Annotated in this window: 29 protein-coding genes and 1 pseudogene; 17 read left to right on the top strand and 13 right to left on the bottom strand. The window is 74.5% G+C overall.

Features of this window, described 5'->3' with window-relative positions; translation table 11 throughout:
• Window positions 1-6: 6 nt before the first annotated feature.
• Window positions 7-399 (top strand): metalloregulator ArsR/SmtB family transcription factor, encoded by a 393-nt coding sequence (locus E4P41_RS01080; RefSeq protein WP_135139030.1) that lies wholly within the window; start codon window positions 7-9, stop codon window positions 397-399.
• Between the two features lie 46 nt (window positions 400-445).
• On the opposite strand, the gene E4P41_RS01085 is transcribed toward E4P41_RS01080, so the two are convergent.
• From E4P41_RS01085 to E4P41_RS01095, 3 genes are all read right to left on the bottom strand, one after another.
• The gene (locus tag E4P41_RS01085) at window positions 446-724 is read right to left on the bottom strand and encodes a hypothetical protein (RefSeq protein WP_135139031.1); all 279 of its coding nucleotides are present in this window, start codon (window positions 722-724) and stop codon (window positions 446-448) included.
• Between the two features lie 26 nt (window positions 725-750).
• Window positions 751-1,530: an SDR family oxidoreductase gene (locus E4P41_RS01090; protein WP_135139032.1), complete on the bottom strand. Its 780-nt coding sequence runs from the start codon at window positions 1,528-1,530 to the stop codon at window positions 751-753.
• 75 nt (window positions 1,531-1,605) lie between these two features.
• Window positions 1,606-2,418 (bottom strand): polysaccharide deacetylase family protein, encoded by an 813-nt coding sequence (locus E4P41_RS01095; RefSeq protein ID WP_209307459.1) that lies wholly within the window; start codon window positions 2,416-2,418, stop codon window positions 1,606-1,608.
• A 212-nt stretch (window positions 2,419-2,630) separates the two neighbouring features.
• Between E4P41_RS01095 and E4P41_RS01100 the strand changes: the two genes are divergently transcribed.
• Complete coding sequence (locus E4P41_RS01100; RefSeq protein WP_135139034.1) at window positions 2,631-3,656, top strand: lipase; 1,026 nt, start codon at window positions 2,631-2,633, stop codon at window positions 3,654-3,656.
• A 19-nt stretch (window positions 3,657-3,675) separates the two neighbouring features.
• Here E4P41_RS01100 and idi read toward each other — a convergent pair whose 3' ends face one another.
• Window positions 3,676-4,230 (bottom strand): isopentenyl-diphosphate Delta-isomerase, encoded by a 555-nt coding sequence (gene idi, locus E4P41_RS01105; RefSeq protein WP_135139035.1) that lies wholly within the window; start codon window positions 4,228-4,230, stop codon window positions 3,676-3,678.
• Between the two features lie 391 nt (window positions 4,231-4,621).
• Between idi and E4P41_RS01110 the strand changes: the two genes are divergently transcribed.
• On the top strand, window positions 4,622-5,455 hold the full coding sequence (locus E4P41_RS01110; RefSeq protein ID WP_209307460.1) for an alpha/beta fold hydrolase: 834 nt from the start codon (window positions 4,622-4,624) through the stop codon (window positions 5,453-5,455).
• 17 nt (window positions 5,456-5,472) lie between these two features.
• Here E4P41_RS01110 and E4P41_RS01115 read toward each other — a convergent pair whose 3' ends face one another.
• Both E4P41_RS01115 and paaK read right to left on the bottom strand, forming a co-directional pair.
• Window positions 5,473-6,081 (bottom strand): TetR/AcrR family transcriptional regulator, encoded by a 609-nt coding sequence (locus tag E4P41_RS01115; RefSeq protein WP_245177031.1) that lies wholly within the window; start codon window positions 6,079-6,081, stop codon window positions 5,473-5,475.
• On the bottom strand, window positions 6,078-7,415 hold the full coding sequence (paaK, locus tag E4P41_RS01120) for a phenylacetate--CoA ligase PaaK (RefSeq protein ID WP_135139037.1): 1,338 nt from the start codon (window positions 7,413-7,415) through the stop codon (window positions 6,078-6,080). Before paaK ends, E4P41_RS01115 begins: the two co-directional genes overlap by 4 nt.
• A 112-nt stretch (window positions 7,416-7,527) precedes the next feature.
• Between paaK and paaA the strand changes: the two genes are divergently transcribed.
• The 5 genes from paaA to paaE all read left to right on the top strand — a co-directional run bounded on the left by paaA (window position 7,528) and on the right by paaE (window position 11,593).
• Window positions 7,528-8,496 (top strand): 1,2-phenylacetyl-CoA epoxidase subunit PaaA, encoded by a 969-nt coding sequence (gene paaA / locus E4P41_RS01125; protein ID WP_135139038.1) that lies wholly within the window; start codon window positions 7,528-7,530, stop codon window positions 8,494-8,496.
• On the top strand, window positions 8,493-8,861 hold the full coding sequence (paaB, locus tag E4P41_RS01130; protein ID WP_135139039.1) for a 1,2-phenylacetyl-CoA epoxidase subunit PaaB: 369 nt from the start codon (window positions 8,493-8,495) through the stop codon (window positions 8,859-8,861). Before paaA ends, paaB begins: the two co-directional genes overlap by 4 nt.
• Window positions 8,862-8,919: 58 nt before the next feature.
• Window positions 8,920-9,831, top strand: coding sequence for a 1,2-phenylacetyl-CoA epoxidase subunit PaaC (gene paaC, locus E4P41_RS01135; RefSeq protein ID WP_135139040.1), 912 nt, complete (start codon window positions 8,920-8,922; stop codon window positions 9,829-9,831).
• Between the two features lie 5 nt (window positions 9,832-9,836).
• Window positions 9,837-10,355, top strand: a complete 519-nt coding sequence (gene paaD / locus E4P41_RS01140; RefSeq protein WP_245177032.1) for a 1,2-phenylacetyl-CoA epoxidase subunit PaaD — start codon at window positions 9,837-9,839, stop codon at window positions 10,353-10,355.
• Between the two features lie 161 nt (window positions 10,356-10,516).
• On the top strand, window positions 10,517-11,593 hold the full coding sequence (paaE, locus tag E4P41_RS01145; RefSeq protein WP_135139042.1) for a 1,2-phenylacetyl-CoA epoxidase subunit PaaE: 1,077 nt from the start codon (window positions 10,517-10,519) through the stop codon (window positions 11,591-11,593).
• Window positions 11,594-12,013: 420 nt separating this feature from the next.
• On the opposite strand, the gene E4P41_RS01150 is transcribed toward paaE, so the two are convergent.
• Window positions 12,014-12,334: an EthD family reductase gene (locus E4P41_RS01150; protein WP_135139043.1), complete on the bottom strand. Its 321-nt coding sequence runs from the start codon at window positions 12,332-12,334 to the stop codon at window positions 12,014-12,016.
• A gap of 288 nt (window positions 12,335-12,622) precedes the next feature.
• On the opposite strand from E4P41_RS01150, the gene E4P41_RS01155 reads away from it, so the two are divergent.
• The 7 genes from E4P41_RS01155 (at window position 12,623) to E4P41_RS01185 (ending at window position 20,781) form a co-directional block, all read left to right on the top strand.
• Window positions 12,623-13,960: an MFS transporter gene (locus E4P41_RS01155; protein WP_135139044.1), complete on the top strand. Its 1,338-nt coding sequence runs from the start codon at window positions 12,623-12,625 to the stop codon at window positions 13,958-13,960.
• A gap of 48 nt (window positions 13,961-14,008) precedes the next feature.
• Window positions 14,009-14,578: a helix-turn-helix domain-containing protein gene (locus E4P41_RS01160; RefSeq protein WP_167760866.1), complete on the top strand. Its 570-nt coding sequence runs from the start codon at window positions 14,009-14,011 to the stop codon at window positions 14,576-14,578.
• Window positions 14,575-15,855 carry an MFS transporter gene (locus E4P41_RS01165; protein ID WP_167760867.1) on the top strand — a complete coding sequence of 427 codons (1,281 nt, stop codon included), beginning with the start codon at window positions 14,575-14,577 and terminating at the stop codon, window positions 15,853-15,855. Before E4P41_RS01160 ends, E4P41_RS01165 begins: the two co-directional genes overlap by 4 nt.
• Window positions 15,848-16,966 carry an NAD-dependent epimerase/dehydratase family protein gene (locus E4P41_RS01170; RefSeq protein WP_135139047.1) on the top strand — a complete coding sequence of 373 codons (1,119 nt, stop codon included), beginning with the start codon at window positions 15,848-15,850 and terminating at the stop codon, window positions 16,964-16,966. Before E4P41_RS01165 ends, E4P41_RS01170 begins: the two co-directional genes overlap by 8 nt.
• Before the next feature lie 282 nt (window positions 16,967-17,248).
• Entirely contained in the window at window positions 17,249-19,264 is a 2,016-nt protein-coding gene (locus E4P41_RS01175) for an HNH endonuclease signature motif containing protein (protein WP_135139048.1), read from the top strand.
• Window positions 19,265-19,303: 39 nt separating this feature from the next.
• The gene (locus E4P41_RS01180) at window positions 19,304-20,080 is read left to right on the top strand and encodes a class I SAM-dependent methyltransferase (protein ID WP_135139049.1); all 777 of its coding nucleotides are present in this window, start codon (window positions 19,304-19,306) and stop codon (window positions 20,078-20,080) included.
• Window positions 20,077-20,781, top strand: a complete 705-nt coding sequence (locus E4P41_RS01185) for an N-acetyltransferase (protein WP_135139050.1) — start codon at window positions 20,077-20,079, stop codon at window positions 20,779-20,781. The genes E4P41_RS01180 and E4P41_RS01185 overlap by 4 nt, the downstream gene beginning before the upstream one ends.
• 79 nt (window positions 20,782-20,860) lie before the next feature.
• Here the strand turns inward: E4P41_RS01185 and E4P41_RS01190 are convergent, their stop codons facing one another.
• The 4 genes and pseudogenes from E4P41_RS01190 to E4P41_RS01200 form a co-directional block, all read right to left on the bottom strand.
• Window positions 20,861-21,121 carry a DUF3024 domain-containing protein gene (locus E4P41_RS01190; protein WP_209307461.1) on the bottom strand — a complete coding sequence of 87 codons (261 nt, stop codon included), beginning with the start codon at window positions 21,119-21,121 and terminating at the stop codon, window positions 20,861-20,863.
• Between the two features lie 476 nt (window positions 21,122-21,597).
• Window positions 21,598-22,332, bottom strand: a complete 735-nt coding sequence (locus E4P41_RS01195; RefSeq protein WP_135139051.1) for a PaaI family thioesterase — start codon at window positions 22,330-22,332, stop codon at window positions 21,598-21,600.
• A complete protein-coding gene (locus E4P41_RS22940; protein WP_245177033.1) occupies window positions 22,325-22,510 on the bottom strand; it encodes an acyl-CoA dehydrogenase family protein in 186 nt (61 codons plus the stop codon). The genes E4P41_RS01195 and E4P41_RS22940 overlap by 8 nt, the downstream gene beginning before the upstream one ends.
• A gap of 61 nt (window positions 22,511-22,571) precedes the next feature.
• Window positions 22,572-23,663: pseudogene (locus E4P41_RS01200) on the bottom strand (acyl-CoA dehydrogenase family protein); the annotation flags it as partial.
• On the opposite strand from E4P41_RS01200, the gene E4P41_RS01205 reads away from it, so the two are divergent.
• Window positions 23,655-24,143: an STAS domain-containing protein gene (locus E4P41_RS01205; protein ID WP_209307462.1), complete on the top strand. Its 489-nt coding sequence runs from the start codon at window positions 23,655-23,657 to the stop codon at window positions 24,141-24,143. The pseudogene E4P41_RS01200 and the gene E4P41_RS01205 sit on opposite strands and share 9 nt — an antisense overlap.
• A 73-nt stretch (window positions 24,144-24,216) precedes the next feature.
• Here the strand turns inward: E4P41_RS01205 and E4P41_RS01210 are convergent, their stop codons facing one another.
• On the bottom strand, window positions 24,217-25,071 hold the full coding sequence (locus tag E4P41_RS01210; protein WP_135139053.1) for an aldo/keto reductase: 855 nt from the start codon (window positions 25,069-25,071) through the stop codon (window positions 24,217-24,219).
• 117 nt (window positions 25,072-25,188) lie between these two features.
• Here E4P41_RS01210 and E4P41_RS01215 point away from each other — a divergent pair, with 117 nt between their 5' ends.
• A complete protein-coding gene (locus tag E4P41_RS01215) occupies window positions 25,189-25,770 on the top strand; it encodes a histidine phosphatase family protein (protein ID WP_135139054.1) in 582 nt (193 codons plus the stop codon).
• Here the strand turns inward: E4P41_RS01215 and E4P41_RS01220 are convergent.
• Window positions 25,748-26,827 (bottom strand): EAL domain-containing protein, encoded by a 1,080-nt coding sequence (locus E4P41_RS01220; RefSeq protein ID WP_135139055.1) that lies wholly within the window; start codon window positions 26,825-26,827, stop codon window positions 25,748-25,750. The two genes, E4P41_RS01215 and E4P41_RS01220, sit on opposite strands and share 23 nt — an antisense overlap.
• Window positions 26,828-26,925 lie beyond the last annotated feature (98 nt).

Genomic DNA, 26,925 nt, shown 5'->3' on the forward strand with positions numbered 1-26,925 from the left:
CACACCATGAACGATGACCGAACGCAATCGCACCAGCACCCGATCGACCCCGAGCGGGTGGCCCGCGCGCAGGAGCGACTGCCCAGCCGGGAGGACGCCGCCGCGCTGGCGAGCATCCTCACGCTGATCTCCGACCCGACCCGGTCGCGGGTGCTCTACGCCCTCGACGTCGCCGAGGAGCTGTGCGTCGGCGACCTGGCCCTCGCACTGGAGGTGAACGAGGACGCCGTGGGCTATGCGCTGCGGGTGCTGCGCACCGCCGGGCTGGTCACCAACCGCCGCGAGGGCCGCGTCGTCTACTACCGCCTGGCCGTGGACTTCCCCGAGCCGCTGCTCGACTCCTGCCTGTGGCGGCTGGTCGACCTCAGCCGGTCACCCGGCACGGACGACGCGTCCTGACGCGGGCTCGCCGGCACCGGCCGGGGAGCCCGCGCCGCGCGGACGGTCAGCCCGCGTCCTCCCCCGGCGGTGAGCTGAAGCGGGCATCGAGCCCGTCGCCCTGGTCGCCGCCCTCCCCGGGCAGCGGCGCCTCGTCCTCCGCCGCGCGCACCACGGCGTCGTCGGAGAGGTCGTCGTCCCGCCCACCCGTCGGGGCGCCGCGTTCGAGTTCCTCGAGCATCCGACGCTCGTCGGGGCTCAGGTCGCCGGTGCCGAGGTGTTCCCCGGGCTCACCGGCGTCGGACCCGCTGGCCATGGCCGAGTCGGGGTCGTCCGGGCTGGTCATCGTCGCCTCCTCGGAGGGCCGCCGCGTCAGCGCGGGAAGTTCGGTTCGAGACGCGGGACGATCTGCATCTCCGGCACGAAGGCGGCCGGGTGCAGCGTCACCAGGTAGCGCACCATCTCCGCGACCGCCGACGGCGGCATCATCAGGTGGGCCGGGATGCCCCACTGCTCCATCATCGGCGTGTCCATCGCCGCCGGGATGACCGCCTGCACCCGGCACGGGAACGGCCGCTCGCTGCCGTCGCCGGCCGTGACGGCCTTCTCGCGCAGCTCGCGCTGGATGCACCGCGTCGCGTTGAGGAAGCCGGCCTTGGAGCCGTTGTAGGCGATCGCGCCGCTGCCCGAGGTGATCGCCGACAGCGAGACGACGTGCACCACGTCGGCGGTGCGGCCCTCCGGCAGGTGCTGCACCCGCTTCATGAACTCGCTGGTCAGGAAGATCGGCCCCTCGCAGTTGACCGCCTGCACCCGCTGGTAGTCGGCGAGGTCGATGTCGGTGATGTAGCCGGGCCGGTCGATGCCGGCGACGTTGGCCAGGACGTCGAAGGCGTCGCCGTGGGCGCCTGCGAGCTGCTGCACCACCGAGCGGCGGCTGGCGTCGTCGGTCACGTCGAGCGCGACGACCTCGGCCGACCCACCGGCCTCGGCCACCAGCTCGGAGGTGCTCTTCGAGCCGGCTTCGTCGATGTCGGCGATCGCCACGTGGGCGCCGGCCTCGGCCAGCGCCACGCAGGTGGCCCGGCCCAGCCCGCTCGCACCGCCGGTGACCAGGGCCACCCGCCCCTGCAACGTCCTGCTGTCGGCCATCCGCTCCTCCGTCTGTCGACCGTGGTGTCGGCAACCAGCCTGGTGGATGCGGCCGCCCGTCGCAGGTCGGGACGATCACGCGACGGGAGCACTCCCCGACGTCGTCCGCACGCCGCCCAGGCCGGTTCCCCAGACGTCGGCCAAGGTGACCGTCTGCAGCCCCCGTTCGCCGAGCAGCCCGAGCAGCTGGTCGTAGACGGTCGTGACCGTCGGCTGGTTGGCGTGGCCCACGACCACCGCCTGCGCGGCGAACCACCGCCGGGCGGCGTCCATCAGCTGGTCGGGAGTGAGCAGCCGGTTGTCCTCGAGGGTGCCGTTCCACATGACGACCGTCGGGTGCCCGGCCTCGGCCCCGATCCGGTCCACCCGCTCGTCGTGGGACCCGAAGGGCGGCCGCAGGAACGGCGTCCGGACGCCGAAGGTGCTCTCGATCCAGTCCCGGTTGCGGCCGATCTCCTCGGCGACCTCGTCGTCGGAGAGCGTGGTCAGGTCGGGATGGGACCAGGTGTGGTTCCCCATCGCGACCTGGCCGGAGTCGACGAGCGGCTGGAGCCGGTCGCCGTTCTCCTCCCAGGAGGAGTAGCGGCCGTTCGGGAAGAAGGTCAGCCGGACACCGGTGTCCTCGGCGAACCGGCAGAACGCCCGGACCACCGCCGAGCTGGTGCCGTCGTCGATGGTCAGCGCGAGCGAGTTGCCGTCGCCGGGCAGACGGTCGACGACGCCGGTGGGCGCGGGCAGTACCCCGGCCCCCGGCAGGCTCACCGGCTCGGCCGCCGTGGCCGTGCTCACCGGCGCCCGCTCGGGGTCGACTAGGCCCGCGGTGCCGCGGCCCACGGCCGTCCCGGCCAGGCCCGCGGCGAGGAAGAGGAGGAAGCGACGGCGCTCCACGCAGCGTGACGCTAGGGAACATCGGAGGCCCGCCCGCGCACCGACACGGGGCGCCCGAGCGGCCGGCACCATCCGTGTCGCGCCGGCGACCCATCGTCATCCCGTCGCCCGACGGTGGACTCGTGGTGCGCGCCACACCCACCGTCCGTAGCCTGTCGCCACCGCGCGTGCCGGACCGCCTCCGGCACGCCATGGGTCCGTGAGGAGCTGCCGTGCGTGCAGGTCGGGTCAGGGTCGTCGTCGCCGCGGTCGCGGCGCTGGTGCTCGTCGGTGGAGCGCCGGCCTCGGCCGCACCGCCGTCCGTGCCCGGTGCCCCTTCGGCACCGGCGCGGTCCGGGCCCGAGCTGAGCGAGCCGAAGGGGGACCTGGCCGCGTCGCTGTCGTGCAACGGCCCCCTCCGCGGCGCCGCCCGGGACCCGATCCTGCTCGTCCCGGGCACCACGCTCACGCCGGAGGTCAACTTCGGCTGGAACTACCAGCGCGCCTTCGACGCCCTCGGGTGGCGCTGGTGCGCCGTCACGCTGCCGTTCGACGCCACCGGGGACATCCAGGTCGCCGGCGAGTACGTCGTGCACGCCGTGCGCACGATGGCGAAGGAGTCCCGGCGGGACGTCGACGTCGTCGGCTACAGCCAGGGCGGCATGGTGCCGCGGTGGGCGCTGCGCTGGTGGCCCGACACCCGCGCGCTGGTCGACGACGTCGTCGGCCTGAGCCCGTCCAACCACGGCACCGTGGTCGCCGACGCCGCCTGCGCCGCCGCCGACTGCACCCCGGCCAACCACCAGCAGGCCTCGCAGTCACGCTTCCTCGCCGCGCTCAACAGCGGCGCCGAGACCTTCGCCGGCATCGACTACACCGTCGCCTACACGGTCGCCGACGAGATCGTCGTGCCGAACACTCCGCCGGCGCCGAGCTCGGCGCTGTACACCGGCGAGGGCACCATCGCCAACATCGCGCTGCAGGAGGTCTGCCCGGCCAACGCCGCCGACCACTTCGCCATCGGCAGCTACGACCCGGTCGGCTACGCGATCGTGGTCGACGCGCTGGAGCACGACGGGCCGGCCGAGCGCAGCCGCATCTCGCCGCTGACCTGCGCGCGCCTCTTCCAGCCCGGGGTGGACCCGGCGACCTTCGCCGCCGACTACACGGCGATGGTCCGCTACGCCGGGAACAGCGAGGGCGACGCAGCGGAGGTCCCCGACGAGCCACCGCTGGCGCCGTACGTGCGCGAGCGCTGACCGGGCGGCTCCCGGCCGGTCAGCCGACGGGGACCAGGCCCGCCTCCTCGATGAGCCGGGCCTGCTCCCGGCACCAGGGCGACCAGGCGTCACCGGCGTCGGTCTCCTGGCGCCGGCGGAAGTCGGCCCAGTCGAGCAGCGCCCAGTCGCCCACCTCGCCGGGATCCGGCGCCGGGGTGCCGCCGAAGCGGCCGAGGTAGACGGGGCAGACCTCGTTCTCCACGACGCCGCGGAACTCGGCGCGGTACCGGTAGCCCGGCAGCGCCGCGCGCAGGTCGTCCACCTGCAGGCCCAGCTCGAAGGCGGCGCGGCGGGCGATCGCGGCGCCGTCGTCCTCACCCGGGCCGGGGTGGCCGCAGACGGTGTTGGTCCACATGCCCGGGAAGGTCTGCTTGACCTCGGCACGGCGGGTGACCAGCAGCCGGCCGGCGTCGTCGAACAGGTAGGCGGAGAAGGCCCGGTGCAGCGGCGTCTCGCCGTGGTGCACCAGCGGCTTGGGCATCGTGCCGATCGCCGTCCCGTCGTCGTCGAGCAGGACGATGAGCTCATCGGAGGTGGCCGTCACTCTGTCCATTGTCGTCCTACCGGACTCCACCCGCGGCCCGGAGCCGTTCCCGGCCGCCGCTGAGCCGGTCCGCGGCCTCCTCGGGGAACCTCCGGCCCCACCTCGTCGACCGCAACCACGGCCCGGAGCCGTTCCCGGCCGCCGCTGAGCCGGTCCGCGGCCTCCTCGGGGAACCTCCGGCCCCACCTCCTCGACCGCAACCGCGGCCCGGAGCCGTTCCCGGCCGCCGCTGAGCCGGTCCGCGGCCTCCTCGGGGAACCTCCGGCCCCACCTCCTCGACCGCAACCACGGCCCGGAGCCGTTCCCGGGTTCGAGCGCGAGGACGGAGACCCGGCGGTGCGGTCGGCGATCACGACCAGCGGCGGGCATGACCGCCGTGCTCCCCGGGCACCGTCCCGGGGTGGACAGCTTCCGACGCGACGGCATGGTCTTCGACGTCCGGGACGGCGGCCCGGCCGACGGCGAGCCGGTGGTGCTCCTGCACGGCTTCCCGCAGGATTCCGCCGCCTGGACCGCGGTGGCCGGCGAGCTGCACGAAGCGGGGCTGCGCACGCTGGCACCGGACCAGCGGGGCTACTCCCCCAGCGCCCGGCCGTCGGGCCGCTCGGCCTACCGGCTGCGCGAGCTGACCGCCGACGTCCTGACGTTGCTCGACGAGGCCGAGCTCGGCAGCGCGCACGTCGTCGGACACGACTGGGGCGGCATCGTCGGGTGGGCGCTGGCGGCCTGGCACCCGGAACGGGTGCGCACCCTCACCGCGCTCTCGGTGCCGCACCCGGCGGCGATGGCCAAGGCGTTCGTCTCCAGCGACCAGGCGCTGCGCTCCTACTACATGGCGCTGTTCCAGGTGCCGGTGCTGCCCGAGCGGCTGCTGCTGGCGGTCGGTGGTGAGCCGCTGCGCCGCATGCTCCTGCGCAGCGACCTGCCACCCGACGTGGCCGAGCACTACGTGCAGCGGATGCGCGAGCCCGGTGCGCTCTCGGCCGCGATCGCCTGGTACCGGGCGCTGCCGCTCGGCGCCCGGAACCCGGTCGGCCGGGTGCGCGTGCCGACCCTGCACCTGTGGAGCACCGGCGACGCGTTCCTCGGCCGCACCGCCACCGAGCAGACCCGGCAGTTCGTCGACGCGCCCTACCGGCTGGAGGTCCTCGAGGGCGTGACCCACTGGATCCCCGAGCTGGCACCCGAGCGGGTCGCCGAGCTGGTCACCGAGCACGTCCGCGCACACCCCTGACGCCCGACGCCCGAAGGTCAGGGTCGGGCGCGCAAGCCCTGGAAGGTCGTGGCGACCAGCGCGTCGGCGAGGTCGTCCGCCGAGAGGCCACCGTCCGTGCGGTACCACTCGATGAGCGAGTTGACGGTGCCGAACAGCAGTCGGCTGGTGACGGCGGGGTCGATGTCGGGACGCACGTCGCCCTGCTCCTCGGCGGCGCGCACCAGGTCGGTGACGATCCGGTCGAAGGTGCGCCGGCGGTCGAGGGCGGCGCGCTCGACCTCGGAGTTCCCCCGCACCCGGAGCAGCAGGGTCACGGAGGGCAGCTCCGCGGCGAGCACCCGGACCGAGCCGCGGACGACGTGCTCCAGCCGGTCGATCGCCCGGCCGGTGGTGGCGCCCGGCTCCTCGGTCACGGCGAAGAGCGCGTCGAGGGCGCGGTCCAGGGCGAGCCGGAGCAGGTCGACCTTGCTGGGGACGTGGTGGTAGATGGCCGACTTGGTGACCCCCAGCCGCGCGGCCAGCTCGTCCATGCTGGTCGCCTCGTAGCCGCGCTCGTTGAACACGGCGACGGCGACGTCCAGCAGGGACCCCAGCGAGTGCCCGGGCCGGCCGCGCCGTCCGGTCGTCGTCCCGGACAGGCTCACGCCCCTGTCCGCTCACGCCGGTCGCTGATCCGCTGGAGCTTGCCGACCGACCGCGGCAGGCTCTCCGGCGCCACCACGACCACCTCCACGCTGGTGCCCACGGTGTCCTTGACCGCGCGCTCGACCTCCCGGGCCGCGGGGTCGCGACGCTCGGACGGGCAGTCCGGGCGGGCCTCGACCTCGACGGCGAGGTGGTCCAGCCGGCCGCGGGTGGTGAGCACCAGTCGGAAGTGCGGGGACAGGCCCGGCGTGCGGAGGACGACCTCCTCGACCTGCGTGGGGAAGAGGTTGACCCCGCGCAGGATGATCATGTCGTCGGTCCGGCCGGTGACCTTCTCCATCCGGCGCATCCCCGGCCGCGCGGTGCCTGGCAGCAGGCGGGTGAGGTCGCGGGTGCGGTAACGGACGACGGGCATGGCCTCCTTGGTGAGGGAGGTGAAGACCAGCTCGCCGAGCTCGCCGTCCGGCAGCACCTCGCCGGTGAGCGGGTCGATGACCTCGGGGTAGAAGTGGTCCTCCCAGACGTGCAGACCGTCCTTGGTCTCCACGCACTCCTGGGAGACACCGGGGCCCATGACCTCGGACAGGCCGTAGATGTCGACGGCCTCGATGTCGAGGCGGTCCTCCACCTCGCGGCGCATCTGCTCGGTCCACGGCTCGGCGCCGAAGATGCCGATCTCCAGGGAGCTGGCCCGCGGGTCCAGGCCCTGCTTCTCGAACTCGTCGATGACGGTGAGCATGTAGCTCGGCGTCACCATGATGATCCGCGGGCGGAAGTCGGCGATCAGCTGCACCTGCCGCGGCGTCATCCCGCCGGACACGGGGATGACCGTGCACCCCAGCTTCTCGGCGCCGTAGTGCGCGCCCAGCCCGCCGGTGAACAGCCCGTAGCCGTAGGCGTTGTGCAGCCGGTCCCCCGTGCGGCCGCCGGCCGCGCGGATCGACCGGGCCATCACCGTGGCCCAGGTGTCGATGTCCTTCTCCGTGTAGCCGACGACCGTGGGCTTGCCCGTGGTGCCGGAGGAGGCGTGCACCCGGCGCACCTGCTCCTGGGGGACGGCGAACATCCCGAACGGGTAGTTGTCGCGCAGGTCGGCCTTGCCGGTCGTCGGGAACCGCGCCAGGTCGGCCAGCTCGCGGCAGTCGTCGGGGTGCACCCCGGCGGCGTCGAAGGCCCGGCGGTGGTGCGGCACGTTCTCGTAGGCGTGACGCAGCGTCCACCGCAGCCGCTCGAGCTGCAGGACCCGCAGCTCGTCGACCCCCATCCGCTCCTCGGGGTCGAGCGTGTCCGGCTCGGGGGCGGCGCCCACGCGCCGGTCCGCGGTCGTCGTCATGGCCCGCCGTCCCCCGTCCTTCCGGCGCCCACCTCTGGGGCGCTTGTGTCCCGCCGTGTCCTGGGCCACACTATTCCTGACCAGGCGGTCAGTAAATACCTGAGGAGGGGCGATGTCCACGCCGACTGTGGAGCACTCGCTGGACGAGGCGGCGTTCCATGAGCACTTCGACGCCACCATCGCCGCCGATCGGCGGATCGAGCCGCGTGACTGGATGCCGGAGGGCTACCGCAGGACGCTCATCCGCCAGATCGCGCAGCACGCGCACTCGGAGATCATCGGCATGCAACCGGAGGGTGACTGGCTGCTGGCCGCACCCAGCCTGCGGCGCAAGGCGATCCTGCTGGCCAAGGTCCAGGACGAGGCCGGGCACGGCATGTACCTCTACTCGGCCGCCGAGACCCTCGGCGCCGACCGCGCCGACCTCACCGACAAGCTCATCGAGCGCAAGCAGAAGTACAGCTCGATCTTCAACTACGCGACGCTCACCTACGCCGACGTCGGCGTCATCGGCTGGCTGGTCGACGGCGCGGCGATCTGCAACCAGGTGCCGCTGTGCCGCTCCTCGTACGGGCCCTACGCGCGGGCGATGATCCGCATCTGCAAGGAGGAGTCGTTCCACCAGCGGCAGGGCTACGAGCTGCTGATGACGATGATGCGCGGCACGCCCGCGCAGCGGGCGATGGTGCAGGACGCCGTCGACCGGTGGTGGTGGCCCTCGTTGATGATGTTCGGCCCGCCGGACGACGACAGCCCCAACTCGGCGCAGTCGATGGCGTGGGGCATCAAGCGGCACAGCAACGACGAGCTGCGCCAGCGGTTCGTCGACATGACCGTGCCGCAGGCCGAGTTCCTCGGCGTCACCCTGCCCGACCCGGAGCTGCGCCTGGACCCGGAGACCGGCCACCACCGGTTCGGCGCCATCGACTGGGACGAGTTCAAGCGGGTCATCAGCGGCGACGGCCCGGCCAACGCCGAGCGGATCGCGCGCCGCCGGGCCGCCCGCGACGACAACGCGTGGGTCACCGAGGCCGCGACCGCCTACGCCACCAAGCACGCCGCACGGAAGCACTCGGCATGAGCACCGACGTCACCGCCGAGGGCGGGCACGGCGCCGTCCCCACCGGCCCCGAGGTGCCGGTCGAGGCCACACCGGCGGCCAGCCGGCGGGACTGGCCGCTCTACGAGGTGTTCGTGCGCGGCAAGCGCGGCATCAACCACGTGCACGTCGGCTCGCTCCACGCCGCGGACGACGAGATGGCCGTGCACGCCGCCCGCGACCTGTACACCCGGCGCAACGAGGGCGTGAGCATCTGGGTGGTCCAGGCCGCCGACATCACCGCGTCGAGCCCCGACGAGAAGGACCCGATGTTCGCCCCGAGCGGCGACAAGGTCTACCGCCACCCGACGTTCTACGAGATTCCAGAGAACGTCCCCCACATGTGAGCGGAGTCGCTCGGTGACGGTTTCCGCACTCGAGCGACTCCGCACGAGGAGCACACGCATGGCGCACGAAGAGACCGTGTACGAGGCGCTCGACCACGCCTCCGGCGGCGACGGACACTGGGCCTTCGGCACCGGCTTCGACGAGCCGCTGGCCGGCGTCGACACCACGGTCCCCGAGGGCATCGACCCGGCCGACCTCGGCGAGTACTGCCTGATGCTCGGCGACGACGCCCTGGTCCTGGCGCAGCAGCTCACCCGGTGGGTCACCGCGGCGCCGGAGCTGGAGGAGGAGGTCGCCGTCGCGAACGTCGCCCTCGACCTGCTCGGCCAGGCCCGTCTCCTGCTGGCCCGCGCCGGCTCGGTCGGCGTCCTCGGCCGGGCCCGGGAGCAGGCCACCGAGTCGATCCCCGACGAGGACGCGCTCGCCTACTTCCGCGACCCCGACGAGTACCGCAACACCGGCCTGGTCGAGGCACCCAACGGCGACTTCGCCCGGACGATGGTCCGGCTGCTGGCGGCCGCGACCGTGCGGCTGGCCGTCTTCGCCCGGCTCCGCGACTCCCGCGACCCGGTGCTCGCCGCGATCGCCGCCAAGGGCGTCAACGAGCTGGCCTACCACCGCGACCACGCCGCCCGCTGGGTGCTGCGCCTCGGGGACGGCACCGAGGAGTCGCACCGGCGCGCACAGGCCGGCGTCGACACGGTCTGGCCGCTCCTGGACGACGTCTGCACCGCCACCGACCTCGAGGTGCGGCTCACCGCGGCCGGCGTCGCGGTCGACCCGGCCGATGTGCGGGACGAGGTCAGCGACGTGCTCACCCAGGTGCTCGAGCGGGCGACCCTCACGGCACCCGACTGGCCGGCCGCCGCACCACCCCGCGGCCGGCGCGGCGAGCACACCCCGGAGCTGGCCGAGCTGCTCACGGACCTGCAGGGGCTGGCGCGGCAGCACCCGGCGGCGACCTGGTGACCGCGGTGAGCAGCCGATATCGCGACATCGACACCGTCGATCCCCGGACGATCGCCGAGACGGTCACCGACCCCGAGCTGCCGCAGCTGACCCTCGCCGACCTCGGGGTCCTGCGCGACGTCCGCGTCGTGGAGGGCATCGTCGTCGTGGAGATCACCCCGACCTACACGGGCTGTCCGGCGATGGGCACGATGCGCGCCGATCTGATGCACGCACTCCACGCGGCCGGCTTCCCCGACGTCGACGTCCGCACCGTGCTCGCCCCCGCGTGGAGCACCGACTGGATCTCCGCAGCCGGCCGGCGCAAGCTCGCCGAGGCCGGCATCGCGCCGCCGGGCAGTGCGCCGGTCCGCGCCGACGGCCCGGTGCCGCTCCAGCTCGGGCCTCCGCGCCGGACGGCGTCCTGCCCCCTGTGCGGCTCGCCCGACACCGAGGAGCTGAGCGAGTTCGGCGCGACCGCCTGCAAGGCACTGCGCCGCTGCCTCAGCTGCCGGGAGCCCTTCGAGCACGTGAAGGAGATCTAGGTGCCACGACAGCGAGCGAGCATCGCAGCGAGATACCAGGAGCCGGCAGCGAGTGAGCATCGCAGCGAGCGCCAGCGAGCGAGGAGCGGAGCGAGCGCGGAGGCGACCCATGCGGTCGAGCGAGGAGCGGAACGGGCGCGGAGTGGCACGGGAGGAACGGCGTGACCGCGAGCACCCGGCGCCGGCCGCAGTTCCACCCGCTGAAGGTGGCCCGCGTCGAGCAGCTGACCGACGACGCGGTCGCGATCACCTTCGACGTCCCGTCGGAGCTGGTCGAGGACTACGCGTTCAAGCCCGGCCAGGCGCTGACCCTGCGCCGCGTCGACGGCGACCGGGACGAGCGGCGCTCCTACTCCATCTGCGCCCCGGTGGGTGCCGCTCCGCGCGTGGGCGTCCGCGAGGTGCCCGGGGGCTTCTTCTCCTCCTACCTGGTGCACGAGGTCGCGGTCGGTGACGAGATCGAGGTGCTGCCGCCGTCGGGCACCTTCACGGCCGACCTCGCCGTTCCGGCCGACCACGTCTTCGTCGTCGCCGGTTCCGGCATCACCCCGGCCCTCTCGCTGGCCGCAAGCGTGCTGCGCGACGGGGAGTCGACGGTGACCGTCCTCTACGGCAACCGACGTACGAACACGGTGATGTTCGCCGACGAGCTGGCCGACCTGAAGGACCGCTACGGCACCCGGCTGCAGCTCGTGCACGTCCTGTCCCGCGAGCCACGGGACGCCGAGCTGACCAGCGGCCGGCTCGACGGCGCCCGGCTGCGCACGCTCGTCGACAACCTCGTCGACGCCGAGCACGTCGACCACTGGTGGCTGTGCGGTCCGCACGGGATGGTCAGCGACGCCCGCGAGCTCCTGGCCCGGCTCGGCGTCCCGGCCGAGAAGGTCCACCAGGAGCTGTTCTACGTCGACGACGTCCCGCCCGAGCCGGTCCGCGGCGACGAGGAGACGGTGTCGGGGCCCAGCAGCGAGGTCACCGTCGTCCTCGACGGCCGGACGACGACCATGGCCCTTCCCCGTGACGTCCCGGTGCTCGACTCGGCCCAGCGGGTGCGCGGGGACCTCCCCTTCGCCTGCAAGGGCGGCGTCTGCGGCACCTGCCGGGCTCGGGTCACCGACGGCGAGGTCGCGATGCGGCGCAACTACGCCCTCGAGCCGGAGGAGGTCGAGGGCGGCTACGTGCTCACCTGCCAGACGCTGCCGCTGTCGGAGGCCGTGACCGTGGACTTCGACCAATAGCACTGTCGTCCTACCGGACGACACCGCGGCCAGGCGCCGTCCCCCACCAGCGCGGAGCCGCTGCCCATGTCCCGGCCGGGAGATCCTCCGGACCCCCACGACCGGGCCACCCCGGCCAAGCGCCGTCCCCCACCAGCGCGGAGCCGCTGCCCATGTCCCGGCCGGGAGATCCTCCCGACCCCCACGACCGGGCCACCCCGGCCAAGCGCCGTCCCCCACCAGCGCGGAGCCGCTGCCCATGTCCCGGCCGGGAGATCCTCCCGACCCCCACGACCGGGCCACCCCGGCCAGGCGCCGTCCCCCACCAGCGCGGAGCCGCTGCCCATGTCCCGGCCGGGAGATCCTCCCGACCCCCACGACCGGGCCACCCCGGCCAAGCGCCGTCCCCCACCAGCGCGGAGCCGCCCCACCACCAGGAGGTCAGTCGCCCTCGGGCCGGTGCGGTTCGGCGGAGAACATGGTGACCAGGTCCGTCCCGCCCCACGAACCCAGGTCCTTTCCGGCCGCGGCCCACTCCGGGGAGCGGAACGCCTCCTTCATCGCCTCGGGCGACTCGAAGACGAGCTCGGCGAGCAGGTGGTAGCCGGGCTCGCCGACGAACTGGCGGGTCACCCGGTGCACCCGGTTGGCCACGAGGCCGGGTGTCTTCTCGACCAGCGGCACGTGGCTGCCGAAGTAGTGCTGCTCGAAGTCGGCCGGGTCGTCCGGCGTCCGGTAGAGGGCGAAGTAGCTGACGGTCATGGCCTCGTTCTACCGCCTCCCGACCGCACCGCCCAGCCGCTGCCGCACGGAGCGCGGCCCTCGCGGCGGTTCCCGTCCTGACCGGCGACCCGGGAGCACCCCGCGTCGACCGCCACTGGCGGCTGGTCACCGCCGGCATCGCGCTCGCCGCCACTCCTTTCACCACCACCACCGCCGCGTACGGCTCCGACGCCGTGGACGACGGCTGACCCACCCGTCCGGTCGCGCGGCCGGTGGGCGTTCCGCCGGTCGCGTGGCCGCTGCCCCGCCGGGGTACGGCGACAGCCGATGAGCACCGACGCGACCGCGACCTCGGCGACCCGCGCCCAGCGGCTCGACCGGTTGCCGTTCACGCGTGAGCACGGCCGGCTCGTGGTCGGCTCGGGTCTGGGCTGGGCCTTGGACGCGATGGACGTCGGACTCATCTCGTTCGTCATGGCCGCGCTCGCCGTCCAGTGGGCGCTGACCCCGACCGAGCTGTCCTGGATCGGCTCGATCGGCTTCGTCGGGATGGCGCTGGGCGCCACGCTCGGCGGGCTGCTGGCCGACCGGGTCGGCCGGCGGCAGGTCTTCGCGCTGACCCTGCTGGTGTTCGGGGTGGCCACCGGCGCCGCCGCCCTGGCCTGGTCGGTGGCCTCGCTGCTGGTGTTCCGCTTCCTCATCGGGTTGGGCCTGGGCGCCGAGCTGCCGGTTGCCTCCACCCTGGTCAGCGAGTACGCGCCGGCCCGGGTGCGCGGCCGGGTGGTCGTGGCGCTGGAGGCGTTCTGGGCGGTCGGCTGGCTGCTCGCGGCGCTGATCGGCTACCTCGTCGTCCCCCGCAGCGACGACGGCTGGCGGTGGGCGCTGGCGCTGGGCGCGGTCCCGGCCCTGTACGCGGTGGTCGTCCGCCGCGGGCTGCCGGAGTCGGTGCGCTTCCTGGAACTGCGCGGCCGGACCGACGAGGCCGAGGCCGCGGTGCGCCGCTTCGAGTCGGCGGCCGGTGTCGCCCCGGTGCCGTCGACCCCTGCGCGGCCGACCCCCGCGCCCGGTGCGCGCGCGCTGTGGGCGGCGGGTTCCCGCCGGCGGACGGCGGCGTTGTGGGCGGTGTGGTTCGGCATCAACTTCGCCTACTACGGCGCCTTCATCTGGCTGCCCACGCTGCTCGTGGCCTCGGGCTTCTCGCTGGTGCAGTCGTTCGGGTACACCCTGCTGATCACTCTGGCCCAGTTGCCCGGATACGCCGTCGCCGCGGTGCTCGTCGAGCGCTGGGGACGGCGACCGACGCTGGTGGTCTTCCTCCTGGGGTCCGCGGCCGGCGCCGGGCTGTTCGCGCTCGCCGACGGCGACACCGCCGTCCTGGTCACCGGCATGGTGCTGTCCTTCTTCAACCTCGGCGCCTGGGGCGCGGTCTACGCGGTGACGCCGGAGGTCTACCCGACCGCGCTGCGCGCCACCGGCGCCGGCGCGGCCGCCGGATTCGGCCGGATCGCCTCGATCGCCGCGCCGCTGTGCGTGCCACCGCTGCTCGCCGCCGGCGGCAACGGCCTGGTCTTCGCCACCTTCGCCGCCTTCTTCGTGGTCGCCGCGCTGGCGGCCGTCGCGCTGCCCGAGCGCCGCGGCGAGTCGCTGGAGGCCGCCGCCGACTGATGCAGAGCCTCCTTTGCAAAGGAGTCTCTGCGGTTTACGGTCGGAGGTGTGCCCGATGAGCCGTCCATCGACGTCCACGACCCGCGGGTGCTGCGCGCCCTGGCGCACCCCTTGCGCAACGCCTTGCTCGGCCTGCTGCGCAGCGAGGGCCCGTCGACGGCCTCCAAGCTGGGCCAGCGACTCGGCGAGAGCAGCGGCAGCACCAGCTACCACCTGCGGCAACTGGCGGCGCTCGGGTTCGTCGAGGAGGTGCCTGGAGGCTCCGCGCGCGAGCGCTGGTGGCAGGCGCGGCACCGCAGCACCCGCTGGCAGACCGACGAGGTCATCGAGCGGCCCGGCGGGCGAGAGGTGGTCGAGGAGTTCACCCACCTGTCCCTGTCGATGCAGCGCCGGATGCTGGCGGCGCACGCCGAGCAGCGGGAGGACCTCGATCCCGAGTGGCGCGACGCGACGTCGCTCAACGACTGGGGGTTGCACCTCTCCCCCGCCGCCGCCCGGGAGCTGGCCGAGGAGCTCAACGGGGTGCTGCGCCGGTGGCGCGCCGAGCGGGAGGAGCGGGCGCAGCCCCTGGTGAGCGTGCTGGTCGACGTCTTCCGGCTCGGCGAGTACCCCTCGTGAGCGCAGCCGGCCTGAGCCCGGGGCAGGCGCGGCGCCGCTTCGTCGGCCTCACCGCGCTGCGCTGGCTGCCCCTCGGCATCAGCGTCCCGGTGACCGTGCTCCTGGCGTCGGCGCGCGGCCTCTCCCCCGCCGACATCGGCGTCGTCCTGGCCGTGTACTCGACGGTCACCCTGCTGCTGGAGCTGCCGACCGGGGGGCTGGCCGACGCCATCGGCCACCGCCCGGTGCTGGTCCTGTCCGGACTGCTCACCACGGCAGGGCTGCTCACCATGGCGGTGGCCGAGGGCATGGCCGTGTTCGGCCTGGCGTGGGGACTGCTGGGAGCCGGCCGAGCGCTGGACTCGGGCCCGCTCGAGGCCTGGTACGTCGACGCCGTCCACGCCGGCGACCCGGCGGCCGACGTGACCCCGGGGCTGTCCCGGGCGGCGGCCGCCGACGGCCTCGGCCTCGCGCTCGGTGCGGTGCTGGGTGGGCTCATCCCGCTGCTGGCCGAGTCGTCCGGCGGCGCGGCCCTCGCCCTGCCGCTGCTGCTCGCGGCCGCGCTGACCGGCGCCTCCGTCCTCGCCGTCGCGCTGCTGGTGGTGCCGCTGCGCCCGCCGTCCGAATCCGGTGTCGCCGCCCTCGCGGCCGGAGTCCGGGAGGTCCCGCGGGTGATCCGGGACACCGGCCGACTGTTGCACCGGGACCGGTTGCTGCGGCTGCTCCTGCTGATCTCCTTCGCGACCGGCGTCGCGCTCACGTCGCTCGAACTGCTCGGTCCGCTGCACGTCGCCGACCTCGTCGGCAGCCCGGCCGGGGGCGCGGCGGTGTTTGGCGTGGTCATGGCGGTCTCGTTCGGCGCCGCGGGCACGGGCTCGCTGCTGGCTCCGGCCGCCCGCCGGTCCGCCGGCGGGTCGGTGGCACGGGCCAGTGCGGTCAGCTCGGTGGTGGCGGCTCTTACCGTCGCCGCGGTGGCGCTCTCCGCGGAGGTGGCGCTGGTGGCCGCCGCCTTTGTGCTGTTCTACCTGTTCAACGCGGTCGGCTGGCCGCTGCGCCAGCAGCTGCTGCACGAGCGGACGACGAGTTCCCAGCGGTCGACGACCGTCTCGGCGAAGTCGCTGGCCCTCATGCTCGGTGGTCTGCTCGGCAACCTGCTGCTGCCCCGTCTGGCCGAGGCGGCCGGGACGCCGGCTGGTCTGCTGGCCGGTGCGGCGGCGATGCTGCTCGTCGCGGTGCTCTCCGTCGGGCTGCGCCCGGGTACGCCGGGCGCGTCGCGGGTAGCGGCGCTGCATGGCTGAACCGACCCGCGACCGCCTGCAGGGCCTGAAGGTCGCCGTCACCGGCGCGAGCGGCAACGTGGGGACGGCGCTGCTGCGGCGGCTCACCGCACCGGACAGCGGCGTGGCCGAGGTGCGGGGGCTGGTCCGGCGCAACCCGGCCGCCGGCGCTCCCTACGACGACGTCCGGTGGCACCTCGCCGACCTGGGCGAGACCCGCAGCGAGGACGTGCTCGCCCGCTTCCTGGACGGCGTCGACGCCGTCGTCCACCTGGCCTGGGCGCTGCAGCCGGGCCGGCAGCCGGAGCGGCTGCACCGGGTCAACGTCGACGGCACCCGGCGGCTGGCCCGCGCCGCGGCGGCCGCCGGGGTGAGCCACTTCGTGCACATGTCCTCCCTCGGCGCCTACGCGGCCGGCGCGGGCGGGCGGAAGGTGGCCGAGGACTGGCCGACCACCGGCATCCCCAGCGCGCAGTACAGCCGGGACAAGTCGCAGGCCGAACTGGTCGTCCGGGAGGTCTTCGGCTCCCGGGAGGGGACGACGCTCACCGTCGTCCGCCCGACGCTGGTGCTGCAGCCGGAGGCCGGTAGCGAGATCGGCCGCTACTTCCTCGGCCCGCTGCTGTTCGGCGCCGCGCGGCTGCTCCCCGGCTCGGTGGCGCGGCTGTTGCCGCTGACACTGCCGTCGGTGCACGTGCAGTTCGTCCACGCCGACGACGTCGCCGACGCGCTGGAACGGATGCTCGACCGGCACGCCGCGGGCCCGTTCAACCTGGCCGCCGAGCCGGTGCTGGACGCCGACGCCATCGCGCGGACCTTCGGCACCGTGCGGGTGCCGGTGCCGGCGTTCGCGCTGCGGACGGCGCTGTCGGTGGCCTTCCACGCCCACCTGGTGCCGACCGAGCCCGGCTGGCTCGACATCGGGACCCAGGCGCCGGCGCTGGACACCTCCCGTGCCCGCCGGCTGCTGGACTGGGCGCCGTCCCACAAGGGCGACGACGTGCTGGAGCAGTTCGTCGCCGCCCTGGGCCGCGGGGAGGGCGCGCCCGGCCCGCTGCTGCACCCGGCCGGCGGGCCCGAACGCGACCCGGGCGGCGACCCGGCCAACACCCCTGGCCCGCGGGCCAACTGACAGGCGCCTCCCAGGCGCTGGCCTTGCGGCCCGGCCCTGTTGACGAAGCGCAGACCGAGGGTGGAGCCGACCGCACCCCACGCGACCCTTGTCATTCAGTCGTCGTGCTCCTGCACCCATCCGGTCCTGTGGGTCCACAGACGGCATCTTTCCTGGTGAGGCCGCCCGCCAACTGATACATTCGAACATGTGTTCGACGACACGGCGCCGCTCGGATCCCCGGGTGCATCGTCGGCCGAATGCGCCCTGACCGCGGTACTCGAGCGTCCGGACGCCGTTCCGGTGACGCTGGGGGCCGGGAAGCTGTTCATCGTTGACGTGCTGCACCCGGAGTTGCGCGGTGGCTGGGCGTGGGCGCTCGATACCGCGGCGCCTCGGCACCGGGTGAGCGCTACGGCACTCGGGTCCGTCGCTGGCGCCGACGCCGAGTTCCCGGACGCCGAGGGGCTGGCCGCGGGTGCCGCCGAGCTGGACCGGCTGCTGGCCGCGGGTGCGGAGCCGTTGGCGCGGGCCGCGGCGGCGTCGCGGGAGATCGCCCGCCTGTCGGCGGTGGTCGCGGTGTCGCTGGCGGAGTTCGCCCGGTGTCGGCCGGCGGCGCTGTTCGATCGACAGCCCGGCGAGCGCGGGGCGATGTCGGCGGCGACCCGGGCGGCGCGGCCGGCGGCGCTGACCGAGGTCAGTGAGTGGGCGGTGGACGAGGTGGCGCCGACGCTGCGGATCAGCGGTGCGGCGGCCGGCGCGCAGCTGGCCGAGGCGCTGGTACTGGTCGAGCGGCTGCCGCGCACGCTGGAACTGTTCGGCCGGGGGGAGCTGAGCCCGGCGCATGCCCGGCAGATGGTGACCGTCGTGGGTCCGGTGGCCGATGACGGGCTGCGGGCCGACATCGAGGCGCACGTGCTGGGCCTGCTCGAGGACAAGACGCCGCCCCAGCTCGGGGACTGTGCCCGGCGGATCGTGCTGCGCCGTGATGCCGAGGCCGCCGCGCGCAAGCTGGTGGCCGCGGTCCGGGAGCGGGGGGTGCGGCTGCACGACCGCCGTGACGGCACCGCCACCGTGGCGATCGATCTGCCGCTGCCGGCCGCCGCGGCGATCTACCGGACCCTGGAGGCCCACGCCGAGCAGGCCCGGGTCGACGGTGACGAGCGGACCAAGCAGCAGCGGATGGCCGACGTCGTGCAGGACCTGATCTTGCGGCCCGGCGAACACGGCATGCCGCCGGTCACCATCGCGCTCACTCTGGTGGCCACCCTGGAGACGATGCTCGGCGGCGCCGAACCCGGGCAGGTCGAGGGGCACCTGGTGCCGGCGGCGCTGGTCCGTGAGCTCGGCTACGCCTTCAGCCTGATGCCCCGCCCCGCCCCCCACCTCGACGATCTTCCGGACGGCGGGACGGGGTACGAACCGGCGACAACTCGTGCCCAGCCGGTTGCGGCCGGGCACGACGCCGACCACGTCGAGTCGGACACCGCCGCCGGCCATCCGGCGCCGCGCGTGCCGTCGACGAAGCCACCCGCGGGTCAGCAGCAGCCGGCGTCGCCTGCTGAGGTGCCGCTTCCCTCGCCGGGTGCTCGGCCCGAGTCGTCGACAGAACTGGAACCCGGACCGGTACTGGGACCTGAGCCCGACCCCGCACCTGAGCCCGGCCCCGGACCTGAGCCGGGACCGGGACCAGCACCCGGACCCGTACCCGTGCGGGACCGTTCACTCTCGGAATGGCTCTCGTGGGCCGCGGCACGCCACGAGGCCGCCATCCGGGAGGGGCTGGCCGGTGCCGCGCAGGCGATCCGCGATGGCGTGTGGACCGATGGCGAGCTGCGCGCGGTCCTCGACCTGGGCGCGCTGATGGGGGTGCGCGACCTCGCCGGCACCGGTCTGGCGCATCGGCCGCACATCGCCATCGTCGACCAGCTGCGCGGCAGCCTGGTCGCCCTCACCGACGCCACCGGCATCCGCCGCGGTGCTGCCCTCGGCCCGCCCGGCGCGACCGACGGCTACACCCCGGGGGCCGAACTCGACCGGTTCGTCCGGCTACGTGATCGTCGCTGCCGTTTCGTGGGCTGCCGCGCCCGCGCTCGGAAGTGCGACCTCGACCACCGCCGAGAGTGGCCCGACGGGCCCACGTCTCATGACAACCTGTGTTGCACCTGCGAGCACCACCACCGGCTCAAGCACCAGGCACCGGGGTGGCATTTCGATGCGGCTGACGACGGCGGCCTGGCGATCACCATGCCCAACGGCGAGGTGAGGGTCAGCCACCCACCCAGGTTTGGCACCGACCTCGACATCCCGCCCTATTGACGAAGGCGTGGGGACAGCCGCGGGACGAGACTGAACGCCGTGCCGATCGACTTCTCCGCGCCCGCCAACCGCAAGACCTACGCCGGCCGAGAGGTGGACGCCTCCTGGCGGGACGCAGTGCGGTCGCTGCTGGACCCGGCGGGGCTCGACGTCGCCGACGTCGGCTCCGGCGCCGGGATCTACGCCCGCGCCTGGGCCGAGCTGGGCGCCGCCAGCGTGGTGGGCGTGGACTCGAGCCCGGTGATGCTCTCCACTGCCGAGGAGGAGGCACGCGGCGACGACCGGCTCCGGTTCGTCCTCGGGGACGCCGCGGCCACCACCCTGCCCGACGCCTCCGCCGACGTCGTCTTCGAGCGGGCGCTGGTGCACCACGTGCCAGACCTGGACGCCGTCGTCACCGAGGCACGGCGGCTGCTGCGCCCCGGTGGCCACTGCCTCGTCCAGGACCGGACGGCCGACGACGTGCGTCAGGCCGCCAGCGCCCGGCATCCCCGCGGGTACCTGTTCGAGGTGTTCCCCCGCCTGCTCGACGTGGAGTTGGCGCGGCGTCCCGACGCCGAGGCCCTCGCCCGGCTGATGCGCGAGGCCGGCCTCGACGTCACGACGCACGTCCTGTGGGAGGTGCGGGCCGTGCACCCGCACCGGGACACGTACCTGGAGGAGATCCGGCGGCGGAAGGGACGCTCGATCCTGCACGAGCTGGACGACCGCGAGGTCGCCCGGCTCGTCGACGTCCTCGCCGCCCGCCTGCCGGTCGGCGAGCCGGTGGTGGAGACCGACCGCTGGACCCTCTGGACCGGCGTCCTGCCGTCGTGACCGCGGGCCATCCGTTGGCGGCCCTGCTCACCGAGGCGGCGGAGGGCCGCTTCCCGCCGGCGGACGGCGCCTGGCGGCGGGTGCCCCCGTGGCGGCCGGGGCTCGAGGCCGTCGTCGCGTTCACCGGGCACGCGGTGCTGGCGGTCGCGGACGACGTGACCGACGCCCGGCTGCACGAGCTCGGGGTGCACGGCCTCGGCGGCGCGCAGGACCCGCGCGTGGTCACCGCGCTCGCCGGCCCGGACGGGTGGATCGACAGCCTCGATGCGCTCCTCGTCGCCCGCGGCCGGGGCGGCGCGAGCCCGCTGGTGGAACGGCCCGACCTGCACGGCCACCCGCGAGCGTCCTTCGCGGCCGCCGTCCGCGGGAACCTGCGGGTCCTCGGCTTCCCCGACCCGGCCCGCTCGGCGGTGGCCGTCCTCGGCACCGGCGTCGGCGGGCTCACCGAGCTGAGCGTCGAGCTGGAGCCCGAGCGGCGGAGCCGCGGCGCGGGCGCGGCCCTCGTGCGGGCCGCGCTGGAGCAGGTGCCCGCCGGCGAGCCGGTCGTCGCCGCGGTCGCGCCGGGCAATGCGGCGAGCCTGCGAGCCGTGCTGGCGGCCGGCTTCGTGCCGGTCGGCTCGTCGCAGCTGTTCCGCCGGGCCGGCTCCGGAGTCCGGGGGCCGGCCGTTCCCGCGGGAACGTCGTCGAGCCCTCATCCTTGACCACGTCTTCGCGGGAACGTCCGTCGGCGAGCCACCGGGCGCTCCGGATACGCGGACCGCACGGACGGTCGACGCAGGGTCAGCCCCAGGACAACGCGGTCGGATCGTCGTCGATCTCGTGAAGCAGGCCGCGGACGTCCCGCGCGAAGGGAAGTTCGGGGTGTTCGTGCCAGCGCTCGTCGCGGTCACGCCAGTACAGCCGCCAGACGCCCCGTGACCTCAGGTACCGGAGACGCGCCACCGGGAAGCGGGTCCACTCCGGCCCGTCGTCCGGGCACCACGGCGCCCAGCGCTCCACGATCGTGACGTCGCGGCCGGAGACCTCCGCCTCGATCCGCACCTGGTGGAGAGCTCGTCCGGGCACACGACTGCGGCCCATCGCTGGACCGCCGCCAGCTCGAGCTCGGGAACGGCCGTCTGCGTCATGCAGGTGGTCGCCGTGCTCGATCGCCGCTCGCGGGTCATGGACGTGGCCACCCTCGCCGAGGGAACGCCGGCGCACGCCGCGGTCCCGACCGCCGAGGCGCTGGGCGCAGTGCCGACCCGCCGCGGACAGGCATCGCGCTGGCGCACGACCTGGCCTCGACCACCACGAGCGGGAGCCCCGGCTCCAGCTCGAGTACGTGGTCGGCCCGCCGCTTGCGCTACCCCTCCGGCGGCCGGTGCCCGCGGGACAGCTCGGCCTGCACCGGGTACTGCTCGGGCATCCGCTCATCGGACCATCCGGCGCGCGAGCTGGTGGTACGTGGTCCCGGCAGGTGCCGGCTTCGTCGGGCCCGCGGACGGTCACGGAGAGAAGCTGCGGCGTTACGGGACTCAGTCGTCTCCACCGTGCGCCGTCCAGGCGCCGACCGGCCGGTCCATCGACGCGAACACCTGGGCCGACCGCTCCGGGTGCAGCGCGACGAACAGCCCGTCGGCCTCGGCGAGCACGGTGTCGGGGTCGTCCTCGGCGACCAGCCGCGCGGTGGCGGTGGTGCGCGGGCCCTCGGTCTGTCCCATCTCCGCGGCGACCAGCAAGGGGACGCCGAGAGGCACCGGCCGGCGGTAGCGCACCGTGAGCGTGGCGGTCAGCCCGCCGCGCCCGGCCGTCCGCACGGCGCGAGCCAGCACGTGGTCGAGCAGGGTGGCCACCACCCCGCCGTGCACCAGCCCCGGCGGGCCCTCGTGCGGCTTGCCCACGGTGACCCGGCCGGTGGCCCGCCCGTCGGACGTGTCGCTGGCGACCAGCGGCGGCGCGACGGGGCTGCCCGGGCCGTAGACGGGGCTGTACCAGCGCTCACCGGCGTCCGGGTCGTCGACGGTGGCGACCTCGTTCAGCTCGCGCCCGGCGACGCGCAGCCGGGCGGTGAGCTCGCGGGCGGCCTCGGCGACGGCCGCCAGCTCCCCGGCCGACACCTCGGTGCGGACGGCGGCGTCGACCAGGTCGCGCAGCGCCGCGCCGAGCTCACCGACGACCTCCCGCCGGACGGCCCGCTCGTCCGGCCCTCCTGCAGGGTCCCGCCGCGAGCTCGCGAGCGGTGGGGGGCAGGAGGGTCCTTCTTCAGCCACGCGGCATGCCGGCGTCACGCAGCAGCCCGCCGCCGATGATCACCCGCTGCACCTCGCTGGTGCCCTCGTAGAGCCGGTAGAGCCGGGCGTCGCGGTAGAAGCGCTCGACCGGTGTGGTGCGGAGGTAGCCGAGGCCGCCGTGCACCTGCACCGCACGGTCGACGGCGCGGCCGACCATTCTCGGTGCAGAAGAGCTTCGCCGACGACGGGCCGATCGAGGTGTCCTCGCCGGTGTCGTAACGAGCGGCGACGTCGCGCACCATCGCCCGGCCGGCCAGCAGCTCGGCGTGGATGTCCGCGAGGTGGGCCTGGACCAGCTGGAAGCGGCCGATCGGCGCGCCGCCCTGCTTGGCGGTCGCGGCGTAGGCGACCGACTCGTCGAGCACCCGCTGGGCCATCCCGACGCACAGCGCGGCGATGTGCAGCCGGCCGCGGGAGAGCACGGTCAGCGCCTTGGCGTAGCCGCGGCCCTCCTCCCCGACCAGCGCGTCGGCGGGCACGCGGGCGTCGTCGAAGAAGACCTCGGCGGTCCAGGCACCGGCCTGCCCCATCTTCTTGTCGTGCGGGCCCACGGTGACCCCGGGCGTGCGTGCGTCGACGACGAAGCTGGAGATCCCGCGGCCGCCGCGCTGCTCGGGGTCGCTGCGGGCGAAGACGACGAACAGGTCGGCCAGCGGCGCGTTGGTGATGTAGCGCTTGGCGCCGTCGAGCACCCAGTCCGTGCCGTCCCGGCGGGCGGTGGTGCGCAGCCCGGCGGGGTCGGACCCGGCCTCGGCCTCGGTGAGCGCGAAGGAGCCGATCAGCTCCCCCGAGGCCAGCCGGGGCAGGTACGCCTTCTTCTGCTCCTCGCTGCCGAACTTGGCGATCACCTGGCCGGCGATGCCGTTGTTGGTGCCGAACAGGGAGCGGAAGGCCGGGGTGGTGTAGCCGAACTCGAAGGCCAGCTCGACGTCCTCGGCCATCGAGACGCCCAGCCCCCCGTACTCCTCGGGCAGCGCGTACCCGAACAACCCCATCTCGGCGGTGCGCTCGCGTAGCTCGTCGGGGATGCGGTCCTCGTCCTCGATCCGTTCCTCGAGCGGGACGACGACCTCCCGCACGAGGGTCCGGACGGCGTTCCTGATCTGGCGGAAGTCCTCGGCGTCCACGCCGTCATCGTGCCGCGCGTCACCTCCGGCCGCTGCGCCGGGGGCCGCCGCGACGCACAAGCGCGCTGCGCAACCGCGCGAGCACCGTTGGTTGTGGACGGCGGCGACCCGCACTACCGTCGGGACGACCGCCCGAAACCGTCGGCGGTGCAGGACACCCCTGCCGAGGTACCCGTGCCGCACCTGCAGATCGCTCTGGTCCCCGCACCGGACCAGGTCGTCGTCCGGCTCTCCGGTGACGCCGACGCCTCGACCGCCGCCCGGCTCGCCCGGGCCCTCCAGGAGGCCGCCGTCGTCGGGCGGGGTGCGGTCGTGGTCGACGTCGCGGGCACCCGCTTCCGGGACTTCTCGGGCCTGCAGGTGCTGAGCCTCTTCACCGACGCGCTCTCCGCCGCCGGGCGCCGGTGCCGCATCGTCGGTGCGCCGGCGGCCACCCGCCGCCTGATCCGTTCGGCCGGGCTCGCCGACCGACTCGAGCTCGACGGCCCCGTCGACAACGGGGAGCCGGCTCTCTCGGTCACGGCCGACCCGCTGACGCACCCCCGAGCGGCCACCTCGGCACGCCGCGCGGTCGTCCTCCACCAGGTGCGGCCCGCACGATGCGCCGAGGAGCGCGCACCCCGGCGGCGGATGCGGCTCGGGGCCCTGCGCCGCTGGCACTGAAGAAGGACTGCAGGGCGTTCCCTCGCAGGCTCGGGGACGTCCTGGAAGGGGCGGCTCCGAGGGCGGTCCTCTTCTACGCCAGGGCGTCGAGGCGGGCCATGTCCTCGGCGGAGAGGGTCAGCCGGGCGGCGCCGAGGTTCTCGGTGAGGTGCTCGACGGACTTGGTGCCGGGGATGGGCAGCACGACCGGCGACTTCTGGAGCAGCCAGGCCAACGCCACCTGGGACGGCGTGGCGCCGAGCTCGCGGGCGATGTCGGCGACCGGGCTGTCCGGCGCGGCGAGGTCACCGGTGGCGATCGGGAACCACGGGATGAAGGCGATCCCCTCGGCCGTGCACACGTCGAGGACGTCCTGCGACTGCCGGTTGGTCAGGTTGTAGAGGTTCTGGACGCTGACGACGTCGACGATCTCGCGGGCCTGCTCGAGCTCGGCCACCGAGACCTCGGAGACGCCGATGTGGCGTACCTTGCCCTGCTCCTGCAGCTCCTGGAAGGCGCCGAGCTGGTCGGCCAGCGGCACCTCGACGTCGATGCGGTGCAGCTGGATGAGGTCGATGCGCTCGAGCCGCAGCGTGCGCAGCGACAGCTCCACCTGCTGCTTGAGATAGGCGGGGCGGCCGACCGGCGTCCAGATGCCCGGCCCCTGTCGGGTCAGGCCGGCCTTGGTGGCGATGACGAGACCCTCCGGGTAGGGGTGCAGCGCCTCGGCGATGATCCGCTCGCTGACCACCGGGCCGTAGGAGTCGGCGGTGTCGATGAAGTCCACGCCCTGCTCGACGGCGGCGCGGACGACACGGCGGGCGTTCTCCGGGTCGGCCGGTTCACCCCAGACGCCGGGGCCGGGCAGCTGCATGGCGCCGTAGCCGAGGCGGTGGACGGTCAGGTCCCCGCCGAGGGCGAAGGTGTCAGTGGGTGCGACCGTGGTCATGGTCCCTCCAGGGGTCGGCTCGCCCTGCGACCTGCTGCCGCAGGGGCACTGGAGGCGGCAGCAGACGCATCGGGCGTTGCTCTTCCGGGATGTGACCGCCGGCACGGAGGAGGTCCGATGGGTGAGATCGTGGTGCTGCGCCACGGGCAGACCGAGTGGAGCCTCAGCGGCCAGCACACCAGCGTCACCGACCTGCCGCTGCTGCCGGAGGGCGAGGAGCAGGCCCGTCGGCTCGCGGGCGTGTTCGCGGGCCGCACGTTCGCCGCGGTGTGGGTCAGCCCACGGCTGCGGGCGCGGCGGACCGCCGAGTTGGCCGGGATCACCCCCACCGCCACCGACGAGGACCTGGTGGAGCTCGACTACGGCGGTTACGAGGGGCGGACCACGGCGGCGATCAGCGAGGAGCTGGGCCAGCCCTGGTCCATCTGGGTCGACGGCACCGTCCCCGGCGAGACACCCGGCGAGACGCTGGCCGACGTCGGCGTGCGGGTGGACCGGGTGCTGGACCGGGCCCGGCCGCTGCTCGCCGACGGCGACGTCGTGCTGGTCGCCCACGGGCACGTGCTGCGCATCCTCACCGCCCGCTGGCTGGGGCTGGAGCCCCGGGCGGGTGCCCTGCTCGCCCTTCCGGCCGGCTCCTACGGGGTGCTCGGGCACGAGCACGCCCGCCCGGTGCTCACCGGCTGGGGACTGCGCTGACCTCGTGCGGGGCGACGGGACGGCCGAACAGCCAGCCCTGACCCAGGTCGGCGCCGAGCCGGGTCACCTCCTCGGCGGTTCGCTCGGTCTCCACGCCCTCGGCCACGACCAGCGCGCCGAGGGTGTGCGCGAGCTCGACGACCGACCGGACCATCGTGCGCGCGCCGTCGTCCGGCAGCGCCCGTACCAGCGCCTTGCCGAGCTTGACGACGTCCGGGCGGACGGCGGCCAGCAGCGAACGGCTCGACCAGCCGGCGGCGACGTCGTCCAGGGCGACCCGCCAGCCCAGCGAGCGGTAGTGCTCGAGCACGGAGAGCAGGTGGCCGCGGTCCTTGACCGCGGACACCTCGCCGACCTCGACGACCAGCCGGGCCGGGTCGATGCCGGCGTTCTGCAGCGCCTGCTGGGTTCCGGCCAGGTCCGCCTGCGGACGACGTGTCGAGGCGGGGTCGGAGTTGACGAACAGGGTGGCGTCCCCGACCCAGGGCGCCGCCCCGGTGATCGCCGACTCCCGGCCGATCCGGTCCAGCCGGGACAGCCACCCGGCGGACTCCGCGACGAAGAAGAGGTCCTCGCCGCCGACGTCGCGGCCGTCGACGAGGCCGCGCAGCAGCGCCTCGTGGGCCACCACGGCGCGGTCGGCCAGCCGGACGATCGGCTGGTAGACCGACCACAGCTCGGCCTCGGCCAGCAGGCCGATCTCCGCGGTGATCCCGCGACGGGCGAGCTCGACAGCCAGCGTCGGGGCGGTGAGCAGCCGGGCGGCCAGCGCCGACCACTCCTCCGGCGGGTCGGTCGCGACCCGGACGTCCTCGGCCTCCGCCGTCGTCACCTCGCGGGCCAGCCGGCGGAAGAGCCGCTCGATGCCGCGGCTGCCCTCCTCGTCGTCGAGGTCGAGCAGGTCCGGCGCCGCCGACACCGACAACCCGAGCGCGCGTGCCGTGGAGGCCACCTCCGACAGCAGCTGCGCGTCCGAGGTCGCCAGGAGGACGCGGGTGGCGCGGACGGGGACGTGCCAGTACTCCCGGCGCCGCGTCGGGCCGTTGGTGCTCGCCACGCCAGCAGGATGACCGAGGCCCGCGGCCGGACCGGACAGGCGCGCGGTCGGGCGACACGGGACGATCCAGCACAGATGGTGGCGCGCACGCGCTTCTC

Origin of the sequence: Geodermatophilus sp. DF01-2 (assembly GCF_004571065.1) — a bacterium.
In the GTDB taxonomy this organism is placed as follows: Bacteria; Actinomycetota; Actinomycetes; order Mycobacteriales; family Geodermatophilaceae; genus Geodermatophilus.